Annotated in this window: 22 protein-coding genes; 13 read left to right on the top strand and 9 right to left on the bottom strand. The window is 36.7% G+C overall.

Features of this window, described 5'->3' with window-relative positions; all coding sequences use genetic code 11:
• Positions 1–162: 162 nt before the first annotated feature.
• The 5 genes from HZI73_RS24110 (at position 163) to HZI73_RS24090 (ending at position 5360) form a co-directional block, all read left to right on the top strand.
• On the top strand, positions 163–1185 hold the full coding sequence (locus HZI73_RS24110) for a Gfo/Idh/MocA family protein (protein WP_212695884.1): 1023 nt from the start codon (positions 163–165) through the stop codon (positions 1183–1185).
• A 68-nt stretch (positions 1186–1253) separates the two neighbouring features.
• On the top strand, positions 1254–2105 hold the full coding sequence (locus HZI73_RS24105) for a sugar phosphate isomerase/epimerase family protein (RefSeq protein ID WP_246552266.1): 852 nt from the start codon (positions 1254–1256) through the stop codon (positions 2103–2105).
• 52 nt (positions 2106–2157) lie between these two features.
• On the top strand, positions 2158–3318 hold the full coding sequence (locus tag HZI73_RS24100; protein ID WP_212695883.1) for a Gfo/Idh/MocA family protein: 1161 nt from the start codon (positions 2158–2160) through the stop codon (positions 3316–3318).
• 90 nt (positions 3319–3408) lie between these two features.
• Entirely contained in the window at positions 3409–4170 is a 762-nt protein-coding gene (locus HZI73_RS24095; protein WP_212695882.1) for a sugar phosphate isomerase/epimerase family protein, read from the top strand.
• 605 nt (positions 4171–4775) lie between these two features.
• Positions 4776–5360, top strand: coding sequence for a TetR/AcrR family transcriptional regulator (locus HZI73_RS24090; RefSeq protein WP_212695881.1), 585 nt, complete (start codon positions 4776–4778; stop codon positions 5358–5360).
• A gap of 74 nt (positions 5361–5434) precedes the next feature.
• Here the strand turns inward: HZI73_RS24090 and HZI73_RS24085 are convergent, their stop codons facing one another.
• On the bottom strand, positions 5435–6199 hold the full coding sequence (locus HZI73_RS24085; protein ID WP_212695880.1) for a transposase: 765 nt from the start codon (positions 6197–6199) through the stop codon (positions 5435–5437).
• A gap of 373 nt (positions 6200–6572) precedes the next feature.
• Between HZI73_RS24085 and HZI73_RS24080 the strand changes: the two genes are divergently transcribed.
• The gene (locus HZI73_RS24080; RefSeq protein WP_212695879.1) at positions 6573–7328 is read left to right on the top strand and encodes an exodeoxyribonuclease III; all 756 of its coding nucleotides are present in this window, start codon (positions 6573–6575) and stop codon (positions 7326–7328) included.
• A 240-nt stretch (positions 7329–7568) separates the two neighbouring features.
• Here HZI73_RS24080 and HZI73_RS24075 read toward each other — a convergent pair whose 3' ends face one another.
• Positions 7569–9005: an alpha/beta hydrolase family protein gene (locus tag HZI73_RS24075; RefSeq protein WP_212695878.1), complete on the bottom strand. Its 1437-nt coding sequence runs from the start codon at positions 9003–9005 to the stop codon at positions 7569–7571.
• Positions 9006–9233: 228 nt separating this feature from the next.
• Here HZI73_RS24075 and HZI73_RS24070 point away from each other — a divergent pair, with 228 nt between their 5' ends.
• A complete protein-coding gene (locus HZI73_RS24070; protein ID WP_212695877.1) occupies positions 9234–10523 on the top strand; it encodes a MerR family transcriptional regulator in 1290 nt (429 codons plus the stop codon).
• A gap of 113 nt (positions 10524–10636) precedes the next feature.
• Here the strand turns inward: HZI73_RS24070 and HZI73_RS24065 are convergent, their stop codons facing one another.
• From HZI73_RS24065 to HZI73_RS24045, 5 genes are all read right to left on the bottom strand, one after another.
• Complete coding sequence (locus HZI73_RS24065; protein ID WP_212695876.1) at positions 10637–11884, bottom strand: FAD-dependent oxidoreductase; 1248 nt, start codon at positions 11882–11884, stop codon at positions 10637–10639.
• 55 nt (positions 11885–11939) lie between these two features.
• The gene (locus HZI73_RS24060; protein WP_212695875.1) at positions 11940–12497 is read right to left on the bottom strand and encodes a YeeE/YedE thiosulfate transporter family protein; all 558 of its coding nucleotides are present in this window, start codon (positions 12495–12497) and stop codon (positions 11940–11942) included.
• Between the two features lie 74 nt (positions 12498–12571).
• Positions 12572–12799: a sulfurtransferase TusA family protein gene (locus HZI73_RS24055; protein ID WP_212695874.1), complete on the bottom strand. Its 228-nt coding sequence runs from the start codon at positions 12797–12799 to the stop codon at positions 12572–12574.
• 88 nt (positions 12800–12887) lie between these two features.
• A complete protein-coding gene (locus HZI73_RS24050) occupies positions 12888–13115 on the bottom strand; it encodes a sulfurtransferase TusA family protein (protein WP_212695874.1) in 228 nt (75 codons plus the stop codon).
• 67 nt (positions 13116–13182) lie between these two features.
• The gene (locus HZI73_RS24045) at positions 13183–13881 is read right to left on the bottom strand and encodes a YeeE/YedE thiosulfate transporter family protein (RefSeq protein ID WP_212695873.1); all 699 of its coding nucleotides are present in this window, start codon (positions 13879–13881) and stop codon (positions 13183–13185) included.
• 383 nt (positions 13882–14264) lie between these two features.
• On the opposite strand from HZI73_RS24045, the gene HZI73_RS24040 reads away from it, so the two are divergent.
• On the top strand, positions 14265–15164 hold the full coding sequence (locus tag HZI73_RS24040; protein WP_212695872.1) for a LysR family transcriptional regulator: 900 nt from the start codon (positions 14265–14267) through the stop codon (positions 15162–15164).
• Here the strand turns inward: HZI73_RS24040 and HZI73_RS24035 are convergent.
• Positions 15161–15379: a sulfurtransferase TusA family protein gene (locus tag HZI73_RS24035; RefSeq protein ID WP_212695871.1), complete on the bottom strand. Its 219-nt coding sequence runs from the start codon at positions 15377–15379 to the stop codon at positions 15161–15163. The two genes, HZI73_RS24040 and HZI73_RS24035, sit on opposite strands and share 4 nt — an antisense overlap.
• A gap of 185 nt (positions 15380–15564) precedes the next feature.
• On the opposite strand from HZI73_RS24035, the gene rffA reads away from it, so the two are divergent.
• The 5 genes from rffA (at position 15565) to HZI73_RS24010 (ending at position 20574) form a co-directional block, all read left to right on the top strand.
• A complete protein-coding gene (gene rffA, locus HZI73_RS24030) occupies positions 15565–16755 on the top strand; it encodes a dTDP-4-amino-4,6-dideoxygalactose transaminase (RefSeq protein ID WP_212695870.1) in 1191 nt (396 codons plus the stop codon).
• The gene (locus HZI73_RS24025; RefSeq protein ID WP_212695869.1) at positions 16727–17464 is read left to right on the top strand and encodes a glycosyltransferase family 2 protein; all 738 of its coding nucleotides are present in this window, start codon (positions 16727–16729) and stop codon (positions 17462–17464) included. Before rffA ends, HZI73_RS24025 begins: the two co-directional genes overlap by 29 nt.
• Positions 17465–17611: 147 nt before the next feature.
• Positions 17612–18868, top strand: coding sequence for an ATP-grasp domain-containing protein (locus HZI73_RS24020; protein WP_212695868.1), 1257 nt, complete (start codon positions 17612–17614; stop codon positions 18866–18868).
• Positions 18869–18872: 4 nt separating this feature from the next.
• Positions 18873–19805: an ABC transporter substrate-binding protein gene (locus HZI73_RS24015; protein WP_212695867.1), complete on the top strand. Its 933-nt coding sequence runs from the start codon at positions 18873–18875 to the stop codon at positions 19803–19805.
• A gap of 4 nt (positions 19806–19809) precedes the next feature.
• Entirely contained in the window at positions 19810–20574 is a 765-nt protein-coding gene (locus HZI73_RS24010; protein ID WP_212695866.1) for an ABC transporter permease, read from the top strand.
• Between the two features lie 46 nt (positions 20575–20620).
• Here the strand turns inward: HZI73_RS24010 and HZI73_RS24005 are convergent, their stop codons facing one another.
• Positions 20621–22237, bottom strand: a complete 1617-nt coding sequence (locus HZI73_RS24005) for a phospholipid carrier-dependent glycosyltransferase (RefSeq protein ID WP_212695865.1) — start codon at positions 22235–22237, stop codon at positions 20621–20623.
• Between the last annotated feature and the right edge of the window lie 477 nt (positions 22238–22714).

Raw genomic sequence — 22714 nt, 5'->3', positions numbered from 1 at the left:
CCTTTACACATCACCTAAATATATTATAAAGCAATATTTGCAATATGGAAAGCAAAAATGTCATAGAATTATAAGGTATTATATACTATGATGGGGTTGTAAGAGAAAGGTATACATCAAGTATGTGTCTCAATAGAACAACACAATCGTGGAGGGAAGCAAATGGAGCAGCATATAATGGGCGTAGCGGTTATTGGATGTGGTATTATCGCCAATAACCATATACAATCAATCTTGGAAATGGAACAGGCAGAACTTTTATACCTGGTGGATGTTGACGAACCAAAAGCAAAGGCTTTGGCCAAGACGTATGGATGTGACTATGGTGTGGATATAGACGAAGTATTACAGGACGATAGGGTTCAAGTGGTGCATATTCTAACACCTCATTATCTTCATTATCCTATGACAAAGAAAGCAATTGAAGCAGGTAAACATGTGGTACTGGAGAAACCCGTTACCATTCATGTTGAAGATGCAAGGGATCTGGAGCGATTAGCCAAAAGACATCATAGGCAAGTGGCTACCGTGTTTCAGAACCGCTTGAATCCTTCTTCAATAGAAGCAAAGCACTTGATTAATTCAGATCAATTAGGTGCTATTAAAGGCATAAAAGCTGTTGTAACATGGTCACGGGATAGTGCTTATTATGAGCAGGCAGATTGGCGGGGAAAATGGAAAACAGAAGGAGGGGGACTACTCATTAACCAAGCCATACATGTCCTGGACCTTATGCGATGGCTAGGTGGTCCTATGAAGAAAATAAAAGGTCATATGGATACACGCTTATTAGAAGATTACATTGAAGTAGACGATACAGCAGAGGCTACCATTACCTATGACAGTGGAGCTGTTGGTATTTTTTATGGCACCAATAATTATGTGGACAATTCAGCAATTGAAATGGAAATTCTGGGAGAAAAAGCTAAGCTCAGGTTGATGGATAATGGATTATGGTTAGACAAAGGCCAAGGTTATAGACAGATCATACATGATGAAAAAGTAAGAAATGGAAAATCCTACTGGGGTAATAGTCATGGATTATTGATTAAGAAGGCTTATGAGGCTATTGTGAAGGGGGACAAAATAGCTACAGATATCTCAGAAGGTTTAAAGACCTTGGAAATCGTTCAAGGCATCTATCAGTCCAGTAAGACTGGAGAGGACTACTATTTTAAACACTAAACAATATATGCAATATATAAATAATATATAAGACAGCATAATATGTATAAAAATCCAAGGAGGAGATCATGATGAGTCAATTTATACTATCAGGTTTTTCAGATGAAGCATCCAATGAGCTAGAAGGACAATTAGAGGTATTAGCATCCCATGATATGGAATATATGGAGATGCGGGGTGTAAATGATAAGAATGTAGCGGATCTAACTTTAGAAGAGGCGAGAGCTGTAAAGGGTGAATTAGATGCCAGAGGCATTCATTTATCAGCAATAGGGTCACCACTTGGCAAGATTAAGATTACAGATGACTTTGAACCTCATTTAGCTTTATTTAAACATGTCTTAGCATTGGCAAAAATTTTCGAGACAACATACATCCGTATGTTTAGTTTCTTTATACCAGAAGGTGAAGAGGCTGATCAATATAAGGATGAGGTTATTGCTAGATGGCAAGCTTTTTTAGATGCTGCAAAAGGTACAGACATTGTTTTATTACATGAAAATGAGAAAGACATCTATGGGGATACAGCAGAACGTTGTTATACGTTAGTGAAGGCTCTTGGTAGTGACCAGTTTAAATTAATCTTTGACTTTGCTAATTTTGTACAATGTGATGTGGATACCCTTCAGGCCTATGCATTATTAAAAGATGATGTGGTCTATTTCCATATAAAAGATGCCTTATACGCAGGCCATAAGGTTGTTCCAGCAGGCTATGGTGATGGACAGGTAGAAGTTATTCTTCGTGAAGCTAAAGAAAGAGGATTTCAAGGATTTTTATCATTAGAGCCTCATTTAGGTAATTTTAAGGGGTTTGCAGAACTTGAAAATAATCAAGTTGAAGAAGCCATGGATGAGAGTGGACCAGGGAAATTTGGTGTAGCTGTTACAGCTTTAAAAGAATTATTAGAAAGAGTATAAGGCTAGCTGTTTGTACATATAAGGGATACATGAAAATAATGGAGGATATGACATGGGTAAAAAAGTTCGTTTTTGCATCATTGGGTTTGGTAACATGGGGACGGCACATACGTCTAATTTATATCATGATAACGTACCAGGAGCAGAAGTTTACGCAGTATGTGACAATGATCCTGCAAAATTAGAGAAATGTAAAGACTTGTATGAGGACATTATACGATACAGTGATTATCATGAGATGTTAAAAGATGATAACATTGATGCTGTTTTTGTTGCAACTCCTCATTATGACCATCCAGTTATAGCTATTGATGCCATAAAAGCAGGAAAGCATGTACTGATTGAAAAGCCAGCAGGCGTTTATACAAAAGCTGTTCGTGAAATGAATGAGGTAGCTGAGGCAAGTGATCGGGTGTTTGGCATCATGTACAATCAGCGAACCAAAGGGTTTTACCGTAAGGTGAAAGAGTTGGTAGACAGCGGTGAGTTAGGTGAGATTCGACGTGTCAACTGGATTATTACCAATTGGTATCGCTCTCAGAGTTATTACGATTCTGGTGGCTGGCGTGCCACTTGGGCTGGTGAAGGTGGAGGGGTTCTATTAAATCAAGACCCTCATCAACTAGATTTATGGCAATGGATATGTGGTATGCCCAAAAGGGTTCGTGCTTTCTGCCAGTTTGGTAAGATGCATGATATTGAAGTGGAAGATGATGTCACTGCCTATATGGAGTATGATAATGGTGCTACAGGCGTGTTCATTACATCCACAAGTGATACCCCAGGTACCAATCGATTAGAAATTACTGGTGATCGTGGAAAGATTGTCATTGAAGACAATAAGGTTACTTTCTGGCGATTAAGAGTACCCGAGAGGGAATTCAATGAAACTTTCACAGGTGGGTTTGGTGAACCAGAGTGTTGGAAATGTGAGATACCTCCTGCTAAGAAAATTGTTGAAGACCATGTAGGTATCCTGATTAATTTTACAGATGCCATCTTAAAGGGGACAACATTACTTGCACCAGGGGTAGAAGGTATTCACGGTCTAACCTTATCTAATGCGATGCATCTCTCGAGTTGGATTGATGGTTGGGTTGATTTACCAATGGATGAGGACCTCTATTATGAGAAATTACAGCAACGTATTCAAGATTCTAAGTTTGTTAAAGAAGCTAAAAAGGTCACGTTAGATGTGGATGGCACTTTTTAAATTGCCTAAGTAGGCAGGAATAAATAGTCTTGTTGATTAGGGTAATATTTTATAGATGATATCCATAAAGAAATCAAGGAGGAAAAGCAGATGAAAATAGCAGCACAATTATATTCTGTTCATCAATATCTTGGCAACAAAGAAGATATGCGCATGACCTTTAAAAAGGTCAAGGAAATGGGCTATGATTATATACAACTTTCAGGTGCAGGTTATATGGATCAAGAGAAAGCAGACTATGTGGCATCATTATTAAAGGAATATAATCTGACAATATGCGTTACACACATGAGTTATGAACAACTGGATCAAGAACTTGATAGCCTCATTAACTACCACAAACTGTGGGGCTGTAATTACATAGGTATTGGCTCAATGCCAACAACATATCGCAATAAAGAAGGCTATAGCCATTTTGCCACATGGGCAAATAGCATTGGAAGCGAATTGGCGAAGCATGGCTTAACCTTTGTCTATCATAACCATCGTTTTGAATTTGAACGCTATGACGGTAAAACAGGATTAGCTATACTGGCAGAAGGGTTTAATGACTATGTACAGTTCTTACTGGATACCTATTGGGTACAGGCTGGAGGAGCTAACCCTGTAGAGCTTATTAACCAGCTGGCAGGCAAAGTGGATGTGGTTCATTTTAAGGACTTTGGTATAGTCAATGATAAAGCCATTTTTGCCGAAGTCGGCTCTGGCAACTTAAACTGGAATAAAATCATAGAAGCCTGTCAAAAAGCCGGTGTTAAGTATGCCGCAGTTGAACGAGACTCTGGCGAAGTGGATGCCTTTGACAGCCTAGCAATCAGTAGAAAATATTTAAAAAATACCCATAATTTATAAAGTTGTTGACAAATTCCTATTTTTGTGGTTTTATATATAACGACCAGTAACATAAAAAATCCAACCATAAAAAAGAGAATCCTGTCTAACCACCACGATTCTCTTTTTTTATGACAAGGGGACGTTTCGTTTGTCATATTTTTACTCTATAGCATTTCAAGTACTGTCTTTAACCTATTATGTTAATACATGCATTTACTTATTCTAGGTATTACTTTGTATTACTATATAGTGAACGGTAACTATTTCTTCTTTATGATTTTTAATTAATCCAATAACTATTAGTTGACGTAATGTATATGACAAGGGGACGTTTCGTTTGTCATATTTTTACTCTAGCATTTCAAATACTGTCTTTAACCTATTATGTTAATACATGTATCAATTTATTCTAGGTATTATTTTGGTATTACTATATAGAGAGCAGTAACTTTTTCTCTTAATTAATCCTATAACTATTAGTTGATTCATTAACGTAATGGTTGACTTGACTTTATTTAAAACATGACAAACGAAACGTCCCCTTGTCATTTGACGGAAAACATATAGTGTGTTAGCATTGTTACAGTGACAATGTTACCAGATAATAGATTGGAGGAGCATATTTGAGTAGATATGGAGAAGATAAAAGACGTTTGGAGTTTTTAAAAGTTATATCCAATTATCTAGAAGAGGTTGGATTATTAGAGTTCAGTTTTAGAGGTGCAGCAAAGGTTGCAGGTGTATCACCTATGACATTAGTTCGCTATTTTAATAATAGAGATGGTTTACTTGATGCGTTATTGGAACACTCCGTTGAATCCTATATTCATTATGCAGAGAACAGCTGGCCAGGGCAATTAATCAATAGCCCAATTGAATCGGTGCGGGAGTTAATATCCGATTTAGGCAGTGACATCTATGACATCGAGAGTAAAAAGCTTTGGATTCAGTTAATTTTACTTGCAGAATCGCCTAATGCACCTACTGTAATGAAAAAAAGATACTTGAATCTTTATTACATGAGTAGGGACTATATTATAAAACTTCTTGTAGCCCAAGGATTATCAAATGAAAGAGCAACCCAAATAGGCAGTGCCTTAAATAGCTTTTCAAATGGCATCTATCGGGATTACTATATCCACAGAAACAAGGAAATGGCTCGCTCAAGTTTTAAAATAATGCTAACTTGGCTCCAACAAGAAATATGACAAGGGGACGTTTCGTCTGTCATATTTCTCGTTAATCAATTTTTCTAAAATGATTAGTACATTAAAAGAGATGTTTAACTTGATGTCTTTTTGTAAGCTTTTTCAATAATGCCCCTTCCGATACCAAGAATTCTACTCAATTGTCGTATGCTGACATCTGCTTCTTTTTTTATATCAACAATTATCTTATCTCTGTCGCTTTTTGGCAAATGACTTACTTCATTTAACGCATAACGATTTTTTAGTAATTCAATGATTTCTTTGTCTGTGTATCTTATTTTTTGATTAAAGTCTAAACATGTATCGTTATTAGGCTGAAGCATATAGGTCTTGAAACTCTTTTTATTCATAAAATACTGTCTAGTAATGTCTGTTTCTATGGCTACACTTTTGCTATCATAAGCATCAATATACAGATTATAGCTACTCCATGCATATTGTGATAGGGTTTGGAGAGACATTGCTTTCATAGGGTTTTGATGAATATATCGAAGCACGACAAGAAAATATGCTTCACTTTCAACCACTTCGCTTGTGTATCTGTTTTGGAATAGATGGCCTGTTCTACCATATTTATTGTTGTGCCATTGTACATAACTAACTGTTATACGCTTAATACTGGTGCCAATTTCTTCATTTTCTTTGATTAAAAGGTGCACGTGATTATCCATAAGACAATAAGCATATAAAGAAAATCCCCCTGATTCTTTAGCTTTCATAAGGGTTTTTAAAAATTTAGTACGATCATCATCGTCGATAAAAATATGACGTTGGTCTATTCCGCGTAACATAATATGATAGATACCCGTTTTACTTTTTCTACGTTTTTCTCTTGACATTATTCATCACCTATTAAAAATGTAACATGATTGTTAAAATATGTCAAACAAAAGATAAACATGTCACTCTTTGTCAAGCAAATATGACAAGCGAAACGTCCCCGTGTCATGAAAATATGTCAAACAAAAGATAATCATGTCACTCTTTGTCAAGCGAATATGACAAGCGAAACGTCCCCGTGTCATGAAGGAAATATGACAAACGAAACGTCCCCTTGTCATGGGGATGGAAAAATTATAGAGAAATGTCACATGTTGTAGCATTGACACATGGTGGGGGTTCATTTAAAATGATATTATGGTAGTGGTGTGTTATTTTTTGTATGGAAAAGTTGTAAGGAACATAGAAAAATAGCTTAGAAAGGGAGAACATATGAAACTCATATCTTGGAATGTAAACGGTATAAGAGCCTGTGTCAGAAAGGGTTTCTTAGACTTCTTTAACGATGCAGATGCGTATATTATGTGTCTGCAAGAAACCAAAATCTCTGAAGGACAAATTGAATTAGAATTGGATGGGTACCATCAGTATTTTAACTATGCCGATAAAAAAGGTTATTCAGGGACAGCTATCTTGACAAAAGAAGAGCCTATTCAGGTTACCTATGATATTGGTATTGATGAGCATGATCATGAAGGACGCGTTATTACAGCAGAATATGATGCTTTCTATTTGGTGACAGTCTATACCCCTAACAGCCAAAGAGGATTAGCAAGGCTTGATTACCGTATGAAGTGGGAGGACGATTTTAGAGCTTATATATTAGGTCTAGAAGACAAGAAGCCTGTGATTATTTGTGGTGATATGAATGTGGCTCATGAAGAAATTGATATAAAAAATCCCAAGTCCAACAAAAAAAATGCGGGATTTACCATGGAAGAACGGAATCAAATGACCAATCTATTAGAAGCAGGTTATATTGATTCGTTTCGTTATTTCTATCCGGACCTAGAAGGGGCTTATAGTTGGTGGTCGTACATAGGTAAGGCCCGAGATAGAAATGTGGGATGGCGTCTTGATTATTTCCAAGTGTCTAAAAAACTTGAAGATAAACTAGAAGGAGCAAGCATTCTATCGGAAGTGATGGGTTCTGACCATTGTCCCGTTGTATTAGAACTTAAAGCTTAGCTAATTTGGAGATTTTATAAAAGATAAGGGCATTATGCGTCATGCATAATCCCTTATTTTTTATCTTATAGGCTATTTCTCTGAATATAGCATATGAAATAAAAGCGTTTTCATATGCATCAAGGATACTTCCTATCAGAAACTACTTGCTTCGGAAGACGCCACATGAGTCCCTTGGTTCATAGCTTTATTTCTCGGGAAATACTTCAGTACCTTGCTTAAATTGTGGTACAATAGTTTTTATCTATATTCTATATGTACTTCTTCATAAGGATTATGGTTTTCCAAAAGTGGTGCATGTTCTCCTTTAAGATGTTTATTAAAAAATGAAAGAATACAGTCATTCATGATGGTTTGCATATGATAGCCATTGGTATCACCAAGAATGCCCATCCACTTGTAAATTGGCGAATGGATAGATATATCCGTAAAACTATAGTGTTGTGTACCAACAATCCTCACATTATACATGGGTTGGTCTGGGTGATAACCTACAAGGAGGGTCTCACTACTGAAGGGGGTATGCATAAGCATAAAAGGTTGCGAAATGACATGTTCCCTTATATCACCAAACTGTCCACCATCCATATTAATACCTGCTTTAAAGCGTTTATCCATGACGAGGGTTTTACCAGCAGTAGCCCCTCCAAAAGAATGCCCAAAGATACCCAGTCTATCCATATCTAGTTTATGTTGGAACATATTCTTTATATCACCTCTATTTAATTTTTCAAGCTCATTGGTAATGAAAAGGGTGTCATTCGTCCATATGTCAATGCGCTCATGACTAATGATACCGTTATCAAGTAATGAACGAAAGCCAAATGCTTCCCCATGTTTATCAATAATCTCTTTGTCCATGAAGCTGCTTAATTCTCCATAGAATAAATCCGTGTGTTTTTTGCTTAAGGGTATAATCTGATTATGAGGAAATTCCACAGAAACGGCTTCGTAGGTATGACCAATACTGAAAACAATATAACCATGACTTGCAAGTTCTTCCATCTGAATGGTGTTTTGTCTTGTATTACCTGTATACCCGTGAGAAAATAGTATCACAGGATATTTATCTTCTTGCCTACTGATAGGAGCATCCTGATAACTATGTGTATCAATAAGGGTTAGATAGTTGTGACCAAAGGGCATTGGTATTATGTGCTGTAATGTCCCAGCTAATTCTTTATTCGGATAATATTTCACCGGTTTCTGGCCATCAACTGTTTCAGCAGGATACCATACTTGTACAGAAAGCTCCCGATAATCTGATGGTTCATCCGTCAGTGTTTCAAGGCGAGAGGTATCTATAAAATGCAATAACGTTGTTCCAATGGCATATGAACCTGTAGGCTTAGGCATGGTGAAAACAGGTATGCAGAGTGGGGGTAAGAGAGAAACAATCAAAAGAACCACCATCACAACCATCCATGTATATTTTAGTTTTTTACTTTTATTAAAGGCTTTTTTTGCAGCTGGTAAAAAGTACATACCCATCACAACACCTGCAAAAATATATGCTGGTAACATCTGCATACGATAACCTTCAATGACAACACTCAGTAAGCAAAAGAGTAGGGTGACAGAAGGTAATTGCCATGTTACTCTTTCTTTTTTTGCTAGAAAAAAGTTCATCAGTGATAAACCTATGAAAATAAGCGTACATATTTCAAATAATCTCATGATACGGCCTCCTTCTATAAAAAGTTTTATTTATTATAGGTAGTGAAGTTAACTTCATGTCAACAAGAAATATAAACTTTCTATCGTAGATAAACATAACCTTATATGAACCCTTGTTCTTTTGCTGTAATTATGGGTATAATTATACAAGTATGACTAGTGAATTCTAGATATGCATACATGATATAAAAGAGTAGGATGCTATTTTGCATAATTGGAGGATACAAAATGTACATAGGAGAATTCTCAAAGAAACTTGGTGTATCTGCCGACACGGTACGCTATTATATAAATATAGGTCTTTTACTGCCTCAGAAAAGAAACCACAAGTATTATTTTCTAGAGGATAATATAGACGTCATGAAAGAAATACTACGCTATAAACGTTTAAATTTTACACTGGATGAAATTGGTCAACTGTTGCATATTAAGAATGCATTCTTCAACATTAACCAAGCCAATCAAAAGTATGTTTTAGATCTTCTTATGGATAAGCAACAAGTTATCAAAGAGGAAATTCATCAACTTGAGAGTTGCTATAATAGCTTACAAGAAAAAATAGATAAGGTAAAACAAGTGGATGTAACAGAAGTGAATTCCATAGGTATACCTGTTAATTTTATTCACAATTTAGTTTGTCCCCATTGCGGTAAGTCATGGGATACAATTGAGAAGGATAAAACACCTTATATCCATCATGGTGCTCTACAATGTTCATGTGGTTATGCTATGCAAATAAAGGATGGCATCATCATCACACAGCCCTTGGAAGATGTCACTGAAGAAAACCATACAAACATCATAGACAACATGCAGCAGCATCTAGGCGACTATTATCAAAATCAAGATAGTGGTTACCATAAAATAATGAATCAAATGCAAATAGTCACCAATCAATGCTTACTTGAGCATATTAAGCATAAAAAAGTAATCGTAAGTATGGGGATTAGCCCTTACAAAATCCTTAAAAATATCGTGGAAAACTTAGACCAAGATGCTTATTATATTATCCTTGACCATCGTTACCATTATTTAAAGTACATAAAGCAACATATAGATGTTATGGAGCATAGACATCATGTTATTTTTATTTATGGTGATAGGGAAAAACTACCTTTAAAACACCATATAGCTGATCTTATGATTGACTTGTTTTATACGGATGTATTAGCTTTACATACACATTATCGAGATCTTCATTTGTGGAAAACCTATTTACACCCTCAGGGTACTTATTACACATATTATTGTACCATCAAGCCACATACCAAAACGGCATGGGTAAACCAATGGGATTTGAAGAAGAATTATCTGCTTGAACACATAAGAAAAGAATTTAGAGATCATGGATTCAAAGAAAATGAACGTACGCATGTTTGCTCACTGCCATTACAGTCTATTTTTTATGAAGGGATTTCAGACATTGAAAAGGAATTGATCCATACCATCAATCCAACAGATTCTGTTCACATCTATTCAGATGTCTATACTTTAGAAGCATCATGTCCATCCACATAAAAAAAAGTAGTATTAGGATTGTATGACGAAGTCAATGTATGTATCCTGACCCGTAAACAAATCCTATATACTACTATTACCATATATTTATTGGGATGGTTAAATGGTTAACGTTAGGAAGCGCTTAATGCGCTGTTAAGTGCCTGTACAAGGGTGTCTTCTGTAAAGTCTTTAATATGTTTCTCATAGATAGCACCATCTTTTGTAATCACGACAGCTGGGAATTCAGTTATATCTAAACAGTCTGAGATACCTGTTGATTTATAAACATCCACGCGATTAACAGCAATCTTATCACCAAAGAAAGCTTCAATCTTTTCAATTTCTCCTAAAAATTCTCGGGATGAGGCATCAATAGCATTGTAAATGTAGTTCAAGCCAGGTTTTTCATCCTGCATAATGACACATTCAAATGTCTCATGTTCAGCAATGTATTTTTCAGCGGCATAACCAGCAATCGCACCATCACCTACAGCTGTAGCCACTTGTTTTAACCATTTTTCTCGCACATCACCACAAGCAAAAACACCATCAATGTTGGTTTTCATTTTCTCATCGGTTAAAATATAGCCTTGCTTTGTTAAATTGATCTGATCTTTGAAAATCTCTGTATTGGGAATGTACCCAATGAATTCAAAGCAATTATCACATGAAACAGGTATTAATTCACCTGTTTTAAGATTCTTCAGCATAACCGTATCCAGATGATCTTCTCCTTCAAAGGAATCCACAACCGTATTCCAGATAAATTCCATTTTAGGATTTTTAAGAGCCGCTTCTTTAGCAATCTCATTACAATCCATGATGCCTTCATTATGCATAACGGACACAATCACTTTACTGGCAAACTTGGTTAAGAACATACCTTCTTCAATGGCTGCATCACCACTACCAATCACCACAACCACTTTATCAGTATTTGCTGCGGCATCACATGTTGCACAGAAGGAAATACCTTTGTCAAAGAGGTAATCTTCTTCATTTTTTGCTTTGGTAATTCTTGGACGACCACCTGTTGCTAAAATAACTGATTTGGCGATAAATTTATTTCTAAACGTTTCAACAACCTTTTCATCACCTTCAAGGTCAACACTTTTTACGTCGGTTAACTTGAATTTTACGCCCATTTTTTCAGCTTGTTTCTTCATTTGATTTGTAATGTCTTCACCTTTTGGGCTATTAGGGAAGCCAGGATAATTTTCAACTTCATTGGTGTAAGTAGCGAGACCACCCACTAGAGCTTTTTCAATTAAAAGTGTGCTTAATCGAGCTCTTGCAGAATAGATGGCAGCCGTAAGACCTGCTGCGCCACCGCCAATAACAACAACATCATAATTCTCTACCCGTTTCTCTCTTGGCATGACCAATCCTCCATTTTATATCTGTTTATCGAAAGCTAAGTTTTTATGTAGCTTACTACATGAAAAACTTAACAAGTAATTTACTACCAACAACAGCTCCAAAAAACATAGCAATGGCAAATACCCATCCAGATAAGGAAAGTGAAGCAATACCGCTGAATAAGGCACCAATGTTACAGCCAGCGGCAATACGCGCACCATAACCCATTAGCAGACCACCTATGATGGCTGCAATCACTTGTTTTTTAGATTTGATTTTTTTGAATTTAAATTGTGATGCAAGTAGTGTAGCCAATAATGCACCAAAGATAATACCAACATTACGCATGGTACCTGGGTCATTTAAAAACCCGTTATTTAGTGTTGCTTGAGCACCATCACTACTGAAATAGTACCATTTATCAACGCTGCCACCAACAGCTTCATAGAGCCAAGCACCCCAGTTAGCAAAGACACCGGATACACCCCATGGGTTACCTGTGGTCGCTAAGGTTACGATTTGGAATAATGAAAGTAAAATAGCACCTGTTAGGTATGGCCAAGCATCTTTCAACCATTTTTTATAGAATTCATTCTTACTTACTTTTACAAAGTATTCTTTAAAAGCACTCAAAATGACACCTCCGTATAAGGCTTTGTTTTCTTATTTTATAAATGCGTGCAGCTCACATAATAATGAGCCATTTATTAGTGGGTTTTTTCAATGATAACTTCCCACTCACCGTCATCTACTTCTTCAACTTCCACATTGTGACCATCTTTACGGGCCCACTCTGGAACGTTTTTCATGGCACAGCTATGGTCGATTTGTACAATGAGTACATCCCCAACAGCCATTTCTTTTAATTTATTTTGAGCCTTTACTAAAGGCACTGGACAAGCTTCACCTAGACAATCGATAACAACTTCATTCATAATATGTTTCCTCCTGTATTGTTTTTATGATAATAACATGATGTATGACTATGATAACCATACATGGATATAGGATAAGATACGTTGATTAGTGAGTTTTTTCGATGATAACTTCCCACTCACCGTCATCTACTTCTTCAACTTCTACATTATGACCATCTTTACGTGCCCACTCTGGAACGTTTTTCATGGCACAGCTGTGGTCGATTTGTACAATAAGGACATCTCCAACAGCCATTTCTTTTAATTTATTTTGAGCCTTTACTAAAGGTACTGGGCAAGCTTCGCCTAAACAATCGATAACAACTTCATTCATAATATGCTTCCTCCTCATTGAGATTTATTTTTATTCGTTATATATGACATAAGTGTTGCAATAAACATTACTGATTGGTTTTCGCTCTTTCATATTTTACGGCAGCTATGTAAAGGAATAAAATCACCAATAACTGCACCACAACAGCACCAAACCAACCAAACACGTCTGGTAAGAAAATACGAGGACCTTTGCTGATAAAGAATTCTTTCCAAAAACCAAAATGATTCGCACCTAATAGTGAACCAATGACGAAGAAGGAAAGTGCAATTAATTGCATCCAGAAACCTTCACCAACACGCATAAGCGTCCCAGAAGCACAACCGCCTGCAATGACCATACCGATTCCAAAAAGAAAGGCGCCAATGACAGTTGCTAAACTAATGGGTGCTACATACCCCATACCTGGAATAGGCAGACCGCTTCTAAAAGCACCGTATTTAATAGCTGTAAAACCAATGGTTGTAATAGCAAAAGCTATTAAAACAGCTCGTGTAATGGATGTACTACCTGTTAGGTAGGGGTCTCGCATAGAAGCTGTAAAACAAAATCTAGCTTTTTGTAAAATAAAACCAAATGCAATCCCAGTCATCCAAAATAAAAATGTATTATTGGTTTGTAAACTTAACAGTACACCAATAACGGCAATAACAATTAAAACAAGAATACCAACAGGTATCTGATTTTTCTTTGGTTTTCTCCTTGCTCTTGCACGAGAAGAAGAAGGACTTCTTTGAATAGAAGAAGCTGTTCCATTTGCGCTCATGGTAAACACTCCTTATAATTGTTTTATGAAATAAGATTGTTGCGTTTTTAACAATTTCCCAATTCCTATAATAGCATAAATATTTTCACATGTAATATGCACTTTACTAATACAGTATTAATAATTTTGATAGCATAGAGGTTAATTATTATGTCCAACTATGTTAAAATAGAATATATTACAATACAAGTGAAGATTTTATACCTTTTGAAGGTAATGGAAATGCAATAGGAATGAGGGATTCCCTTAAAAACATGGTAAAAAGGTACCAGTAACTACCATGGTTTGAACATGGATAATCTTATTGCAAATTTTTGTTGTGTGTTTTATAGTAAAGCATATAGTTATTAGTTAAAATGATAACAAAGTGATGGAGGGATCATATGCATTTAGAGTCCTTAAAGTATTTTAGAGAAGTTGCATCGGAAAAAAGCATTTCAAAAGTTGCAAAGAAATCCTATATTTCTCAGTCAGCACTCAGTCAACTCATACAGAAACTAGAAGAAGACTTTGGCTATAAACTCTTAAATCGAAGCAACAAAGGGGTTGCCCTTACGGAATTGGGAGAAATCGTACTAAAATATTCCAACAACATTATCAGAAACTATGAAACCATGGTGGAAGAACTGGAGACCACTGTGAAACAGCATAATAAAGTGAGAATTAATGGGACATGGTCTTTGGTTACCTATTCGTTACCATGTGTTATTTATAAAATTAAGAAAAAATATCCCAATCACCAATACGAACTCATAGCAAGTACTAGGGAAGATACCATCACGGACGTGCAAAACGATATATGTGACTTTGGTATTATTAATGACGCCCTAGACCCTGAACATAATCTGTTTACGTATCCTATGGGTAAAGAAAAAATTGTCCTTATTGCTCCTGGTAAATATAATATTCCACAAAAGATAAAATTAGAAGACTTATTACATTATGATATGATTATGTGTAACAGTAATAACAACATTCATAAAAACCTAGAAGAAGCTCTTAAGACCATCGATAAAAAAGTAGATGATCTGAATATTATTTTCAATGCAACAACAGATGGAGCTGTAAAATTGGCAGTAAGCAACGGCTACGGTCTAGCCTTTGTGCCCTATGAATCCATTAAACATGAGCTCTACGAAAAAACCGTTAAGGTCATTGATATTGAAGATGTGAGCCTTGATTACGACTTGTATTTAATCAGTAAAAAGCTGGGTCAGTTATCCAAAGCAAGAAAAGAATCCATTGAGTATTTTATTGAAATTGGTCCAAAAAGCTTTTGCTAAGGCTTTGTAACGGTGATTTCCCATACACCATTGATGACCTCGTCGCAGATATAAGAACAATCGGACTTACCAAAGTAATCTTTGAGAGATTCAATCACACAGCTATGGTCTGTCACCAGCATAAACGATTCTCCAGAGGCGATCTGTTGCAGTTCTTTTTTCGCTTTTAATAATGGAATGGGGCAATAATCGCCAAAACAGTCTATTTTTTCCATGGGATTCACTCCTTCATGTGTAACATGTATAATGAGATTATACCACATAACATGAAAAATCTAAATATACCAATAAGGTGGTAATTAATGAGAGTTTTTTAAGAACTTTACAACAGTAATAACCAAGTGATGACCACCAAAATAATTCCCATACCTAAATAATAATGACAGAGGTGACAAGCAACATGACGATATCTTTTCATGAACCTTACAAGGCAGGTCAAGCATTAGACTATATAAAACACGTGATAGAGAGTGGTAAAACAAGTGGTGATGGTAACTATACCTATAAGTGTCAAAGCTTATTAAAAAAGAGGTTGAACGCACATCATGTCTTAATGACCACTTCTTGTACCCATGCAATGGAAATGGCGTTGCATTTGATTGGTCTTCAAGAAGAAGATGAAGTGATTATGCCCTCTTATACCTTTCCTTCAACAGCGAATAGTGTGTTGCTGCAGAAAGGAAAAGTGGTATTTACAGAAGTGAGTCGTGATGATTGTTGTATGGATGTTAGCCGTATAGAAGAGAAAATAACCCCCAAGACAAAAGCCATCATGGTGGTGCATTATGGCGGTAACGCCTGTGATATGGATACCATTATGGGAATAGCTAGACAACATAACCTCTATGTGATTGAAGATGCTGCTCAAGGCTTTTTGAGTACCTATAAAGGACGAGCTCTAGGAACCATTGGTCACTTTGGCTGTTATAGTTTTCATGAGACGAAGAACATATCAGCTGGGGAAGGTGGGGCATTAGCTATTAATACCCTTGCTCCAGATGTCATCAAAAGAGCAGAATATATACGTCAAAAAGGAACCAACCGTCAGGATTACTGCCTAGGTGAAGTGGATTTCTATCAATGGGTGGATATAGGGTCCAGCTTCTGCCCATCAGACATATTAATGGCTTATCTCTATGCACAACTGGAGCAAGCAGATGTTATACAAGCCCTTAGAAGCAAGGTGTTTAATGCTTATCAAAAGTTACTAGAAGAGATTCATTCCGATAAAATTGCCCATTATGCTACAGGTAATGCATTTGGTGAATCCAATGCACATATTTTTTATATCATCTTTAAAAAGCCCACCTATGCTACATTTTTTATAGAACATTTGAAAGAAAAGGGCATACCGGCCTATACCCATTTTGTACCATTACACGCAAGTCAAATGGGCCAATCACTGGGTTATCAACCAGATGATTTCAAATTAGAGATAGCACTACATCAACAGTTAGTACGTTTACCCCTTTATCCAGGTATGACAGAAGCAACGCAACACCATATAAAAACTGCTGTAAGGGAAGTACTGGATGCACTTGATCATAGAGAGGATATGCCGGATGATATCAATCGTTATTCCTGTATATAACAGTGAAAAAACCATTACCAAACTATGTCAAAATATTATCAAAGTCATGACAGACCACGAACAGGCTTTTGAAATTGTACTGGTAGATGATAGAAGTCATGACCAGAGTTATCAAAAGATGCTGGTTTTATCAAAAACCCATCAACAGATTACCAGCATAAGGCTAAAAGAAAACTATGGACAGCAGAATGCATTACTCTGTGGTCTACGTTATGCCAAAGGGGATTATGTGGTCACCATGGATGATGATTGTCAACAGGACCCTGAGGATATCATCTTATTATTAAATATGCTGAAACAAGGCTATGATGTGGTCTACGGGATTCCTTATGAAAACAGTAAAAAGCAGTATCGGCATAGGGGTACACAATTGAAAGAATTTATTTTTAGAACCCTTTTAGGCAAGCCCAAAGATATCAAATTAACCTCTTATCGGATCATGAATAAAGATATTGTGGAAAAAATAAAAAAAGAAACCGTATCCCATGTCTATTTATCAGCTACCATCTTAAAGCATACAAATAATATTGGTAATAAAAAAGTAAGGTATTATGACCGTGTCTATGGCCAGTCCAATTATACCTTAAAAAAGTTAATCCATCTATTGCTCCATGTGGTAATCTATTATGGACAGGTACCTTTTTTTAGACGACTTCGTCAACAGAAGCCCCAATACATTGTGGATGAAATGATTAATGATTTCAAATGATGTAACACTCATAAAAAGCTACTTCACAGTTAATAGGTGTTTATGTTCATACTGACAGCTTGCCGTATCACACGACAATAGCTTATGATATAATAGTAAGAAGCATGTCAGGGTGACAAGGATGTTGATGTTGGAAGGAAAATGATAATGAAATTAATGATTTTAGGTGCATCAGGTGCTCAACTTAATGCTATAAGGCGCTCTATGGAAATGGGTTATCATGTTGTAGCATCAGATTACAACACCCATTCCCCTGGTAAGCAGATTGCCAATGAAAGCGGATTAGCCAGCACCTTTGATGTTGAAGCTACGCTAAAAGTAGCCCAATCATGTGCGATAGATGGTATTATGACCACAGGAACGGATCAGCCGGTTTATGTGGTTAATCGGGTGGCTGCAGCCCTTCATTTACCCCATTTTTTAAGTGTGGATTCAGCCTACAAGGTGACCAATAAGCGCCCTATGAAAGAAACTTTTTCACAAGCGGATATTCCTACACCGGATTATCGGTTTATTACAGAAGATTTTACAGATGAGGCCTTAGAAGGCTTGGCTTTTCCTGTTGTTGTGAAACCCCTAGATTCCCAAGGGCAGAGGGGTATCTATAAATGTCACACCATTCAAGAGGTACGTCAGCATTTTCATCAGGTGATTCAACATTCTAGAGAAGAGAGTATATTGGTTGAAAGCTACTATAAAAACGATGAGATTACCATCAGCGGATGGGTAAAGCATGGACAGGCTAACATATTAACCATTACAGACCGTGTCACTTTTGAAGATGATAAACATATTGGTATATGCACATCCCATGAATTTCCATCCAAGCATTATGCGGCATATAAGGACGAATTCACGGCGTTAACTAACCGTATTGTGGACGTGTTTAACATCATGGAAGGTCCCATTTACTTTCAGCTATTTGTTGGAAATGAGGGCATTAAGGTTAATGAGATTGCTTGTCGTATTGGAGGCGCCTATGAAGATGAGTTTATCCCTTATATTACAGGGGTTGACCTCTTAAAAATGGTGATTGATGGCACCATGGGTAAAACCATTGACTATGCACCTCTTGATCGGTATCACATGGATAGCAATACACAGCATCTATCGGTACAGTTGTTTTTTGCAGAAGCTGGTAAAATTCATTACCTTACAGACCGGGAGCAGATTCTTAAGCTAAAAGGCGTCGTTAATGTGAATTACAATTATAAAGAAGGGGAGCTTATTCGTCACTTAGAAAATGCGTCACAGCGAGCAGGATATGTTATTGTTACTGGAGAAAGCAGAGAAAACTTGTTGGAACATATCCAAGAGCTCTATGATCAGATGCTTATGTTAGATGACAAGGGGAAAAATATGATTATAAATAGGAAGATTTATGGAGAATCTATTGGAGGGTAACACCATGATCAAGATAAAATACACCTTGTTAATTGTTGGAATATTGCTTTTAACAGCATGTGGAAAGAAAGCAGACCAGACAGTTAAGATTGCTCAACAATATGGTCTAGCTTATGCACCGATACAGATTATGAAGGAAAAAGGTTTTCTAGAAGAAGAACTGCCAGATAAGACCATTGAGTGGGTCAAGTTAGCCAATACAGCAGCTATTCGAGAAGCCGTATTAGCAGATAATCTAGACGTAGGATTCATGGGTATTCCTCCCTTTTTGATTGCTTTAGATAAAGGCATGGAATGGAAGATGATGACAGGGCTATCAGAGAGTCCTCTTGGGTTAATTACCAATGATAACAGCATCAAGACATTAAGTGATTTTATAAAAACCGATAAAATAGCCCTGCCACAACCAGGAAGCATTCAGCATATATTGCTGGCCATGGCCTGTGAAAGGGTGTTAGGTAAAGCAGATGCTCTCGACCAGCAATTAGTATCCATGAAACATCCCGATGGTTTTCAGGCGCTCATGGCTAAGCAGGATGTGAAGGCACATTTTACTTCACCGCCCTATTTGCTTATGGCGTTAGCCGAAGAACAAAATCATATGGTTATAAGTGGTGAAGAAGCCATGGGCAGTCCTTTTACGTTTATTGTGGGCGCATGTACACAGGATTTCTATGACAACAATCAAGAAGCCTATCAAGGGCTGCAAAAAGCCATTAAGCGCTCAATGGACTATATGGTTGAACACCAAGAGGAAAGCCTTGAATTATTAATGACACATTATGACTTAGATAAAGAGACATTAAAAAGCTACCTGGAGTATGAAGGTATGGTATACAGCTCCGAGATCAAAGGTGTAGAAAAGTTCATTGATTTTATGGTTAGACATGGGTATTTGGATAAGACTTATGAATTAGAAGACGTCATATGGGAGTAGTTGGATGAAGAGAATATATGTACACCGTTTAATATGGTTTGTCATGGTGATTGTCATATGGGAAGTGACTTATTCTACCAATCGATTTGCTAAACAGATATTTCCCTCAATTTGGCAAATACTTCAGTCCATGGTGGATGATTTTGCTAAAGGAGATTTGTTGATGCAGATTGGATTTTCCCTGCTCATCATTCTAAAAGGGCTGTTTATTGCCATGATAGCTGCTATCCTTTTAAGTTTTCTGGATTATTTTTATAAGTATTTTAGTAACTTATTAGATACCTTGATCGGTATACTTCATCCTTTACCAGGAATAGCATTATTACCACTGGTTATTATCTGGTTTGGCATTGGGGAGAATGCTATTCTTCTCATCATCATTCATGCTGCTGTATGGCCCATGACCATTAATATTAAAACAGGCTTTAAATCAGTGGATAAGACCTATATTGAGATTGGAAAAAATCTAGGGATGAACATATGGCAGATTTTTTATTACGTGTTAATGCCTCTGAGCTTCTTGCATGTTCTAGCCAGTCTTAAAATCGGTTGGTCCAGAGCTTGGCGAGGACTAATCAGTGCGGAGATGGTTTTTGGAGCCATTGGTCCTTTTGGTGGATTAGGTTGGTTTATATTTCAGAAACGTGTCTTCATGGATACTGCTGGCATGTATGGCGGATTGGTCATCATTATTCTCATAGGTGTTCTCATGGAAGATTTTGTTTTTGGTAAAGCCGAGCGGTGGTTTGACGCAGCCTTACACGGTTAAATACCATCAATAAGATAATGGAAGTTATGTTAAAGCATACGAAAAATTACCTCTTAACCTTATAAATGCGTATTTCCCAATCATAATCAAACATATACCTTGGTATACGGATACCGTAAACTGGATTGGTAAAGGTGGCCACTAAGGTACACGATTCATCAATGTATGCCAACATATCCTCATAATACGCATTGTCTTCACCATACAGAACCTGCCAACTGGGGTTCCGATGCAGATAATCCAATTCTTCGGTATAGATAATATAGGCGATGCTATTGCGTTCTATATACTGGCTAAAGGTCAAATGGTTTTCTTTAAGATAGGCAAGATTACGATAATCGTATAAAGCACCGTTTTCAAAATAGAATTCCATATTAAGGTTGCCAAGGGTCTTGGCAGATGGAGGAATAACTGAAAGCTCCTGCGAAAAATCTTGATAATCATGGGTCATATAAGGTTTCATTTCCCGGTAACTGCTATACCCTGATAAGAGAATACAGACCATTAAAACCCATGGGAGTAACCTTTGAATCTGTTTCAATCGTCTAAGTAGTACCATGCCTAATACATAAAAGAATGGGAAGATAAAAATAATGCTGGTCTGATTATACCGCCCGATAAGGATAGAACCCACCGTAATACCCAGTACACACAGTAAACAATCCAGAACCACTTTATAGGAACGTGTGACCAATAAGTGAATAATTGCCACTAGGAAAATGAGAGCAAATAGGATAAGATAAGGTTGTATGGGTGGTGTATAATATGTACCACTCACACCTTGATATAGCTTGATGTAGTACTTTGGTAATGCAAAGAGTTTATCCAAAAGAGTAGAGGTGACACCAAGGGTATCCCCATACTGGGTATAATGAAAGATAAAATCCTTGTCTCCTATAAAGCTTAGGCTAACGAATAACCCTCCCATGATACCGGTGGTCATGATCAGTAGCATAAGGTCACGAAATTTTTTGTTATGACGTAAAATGTCTACGAGATAAAGCATACCAAATGTCACAGCTACAAGGAAACTATTGGGATGTATGCCAATAGATAAACCAATAATGATGCCTAATACTATATGTGGATTGATTCGAAGGTAAATACTCTGTAACCATGATCTTGTTTTTTTCTGTATGGTTAAAGTATCAGAATCATGCGTGTGCAAACACCTTTCCTTATGGTTCATATAATGAACAAAAGCCAGCAAGAAGAAAAAGACCATGACAATTTCCTGTCTAGCGAAACGGGAAGCATAGAGGAACTGTATGTTTAAGCTTAATAGTAGGGTCGCTCCAAGAGCATAGCCATATGAAGCTAATGCTTTCACACATATTTTATAAAAAAGCATTAATGACAATAAACCAACGATTAAAGAAAGTAACCTCACCGAAAAGACCTGATACCCAAATAACAGAATAAAAGGCATTTGCATCATGTGAAAGATTATTTTTATACTATGGGGAAATCGAGGATACAGGTCAAAAAATGTTTCTGTTGCATAGATGGATTTTGTTGCCATCATTTGGCGTGATAATCCACTAAGCCAAGGTTCATCCGAGTGTACAAAAGGAAATAAATCCAAGTTGGTGATTTGAATGATGCCATATATAAGCAAGTAGATGACTAAAAGGTAGGTATATGTTTTTTTTGATATTTTCATAACGATTTTCATCCTTATTTCTTTCATATATTTAACAACCAACAAATAATGCTTATTACATGCATTATGGGTTTTCCCGTACATCTTCCATTGGGGCTGTCTCATAAAAGCAAAATAACGTCAATATCGTAGGCAACTATAAGAGGTTAAGCGTAAAGCGCAGCCATGGACGGCGGAGCGCAGACCCTCTAAACACGGACGTTTAGGGGTCTGAAAAGCTTAACCTCTTATAGTTGCCAGAAACTTCTAGCCAACAAAATTGTTTTTTAAGAGACAGCCCCTATTATATCATACCACGATTATCTCCATACCACACATGTTAAATGATGAATTTATAGGATATTTCCCTTTACTTGTCTATTCAACTATCAGATGTTATATCAGTAAAACTTATAACCATAGTAAATGTTGATACTATATAATAGCTTTATAGGAAAAAAGTTGTTGAAATTAACGATTTCCCAATTGTATATTATT

The sequence above is a fragment of the Vallitalea pronyensis genome, assembly GCF_018141445.1.
GTDB classification, from domain to species: Bacteria; Bacillota; Clostridia; order Lachnospirales; family Vallitaleaceae; genus Vallitalea; species Vallitalea pronyensis.
The sequence above is the reverse complement of the archived record's forward strand: the minus strand, read 5'-3'. Positions and strand labels throughout refer to the sequence as shown.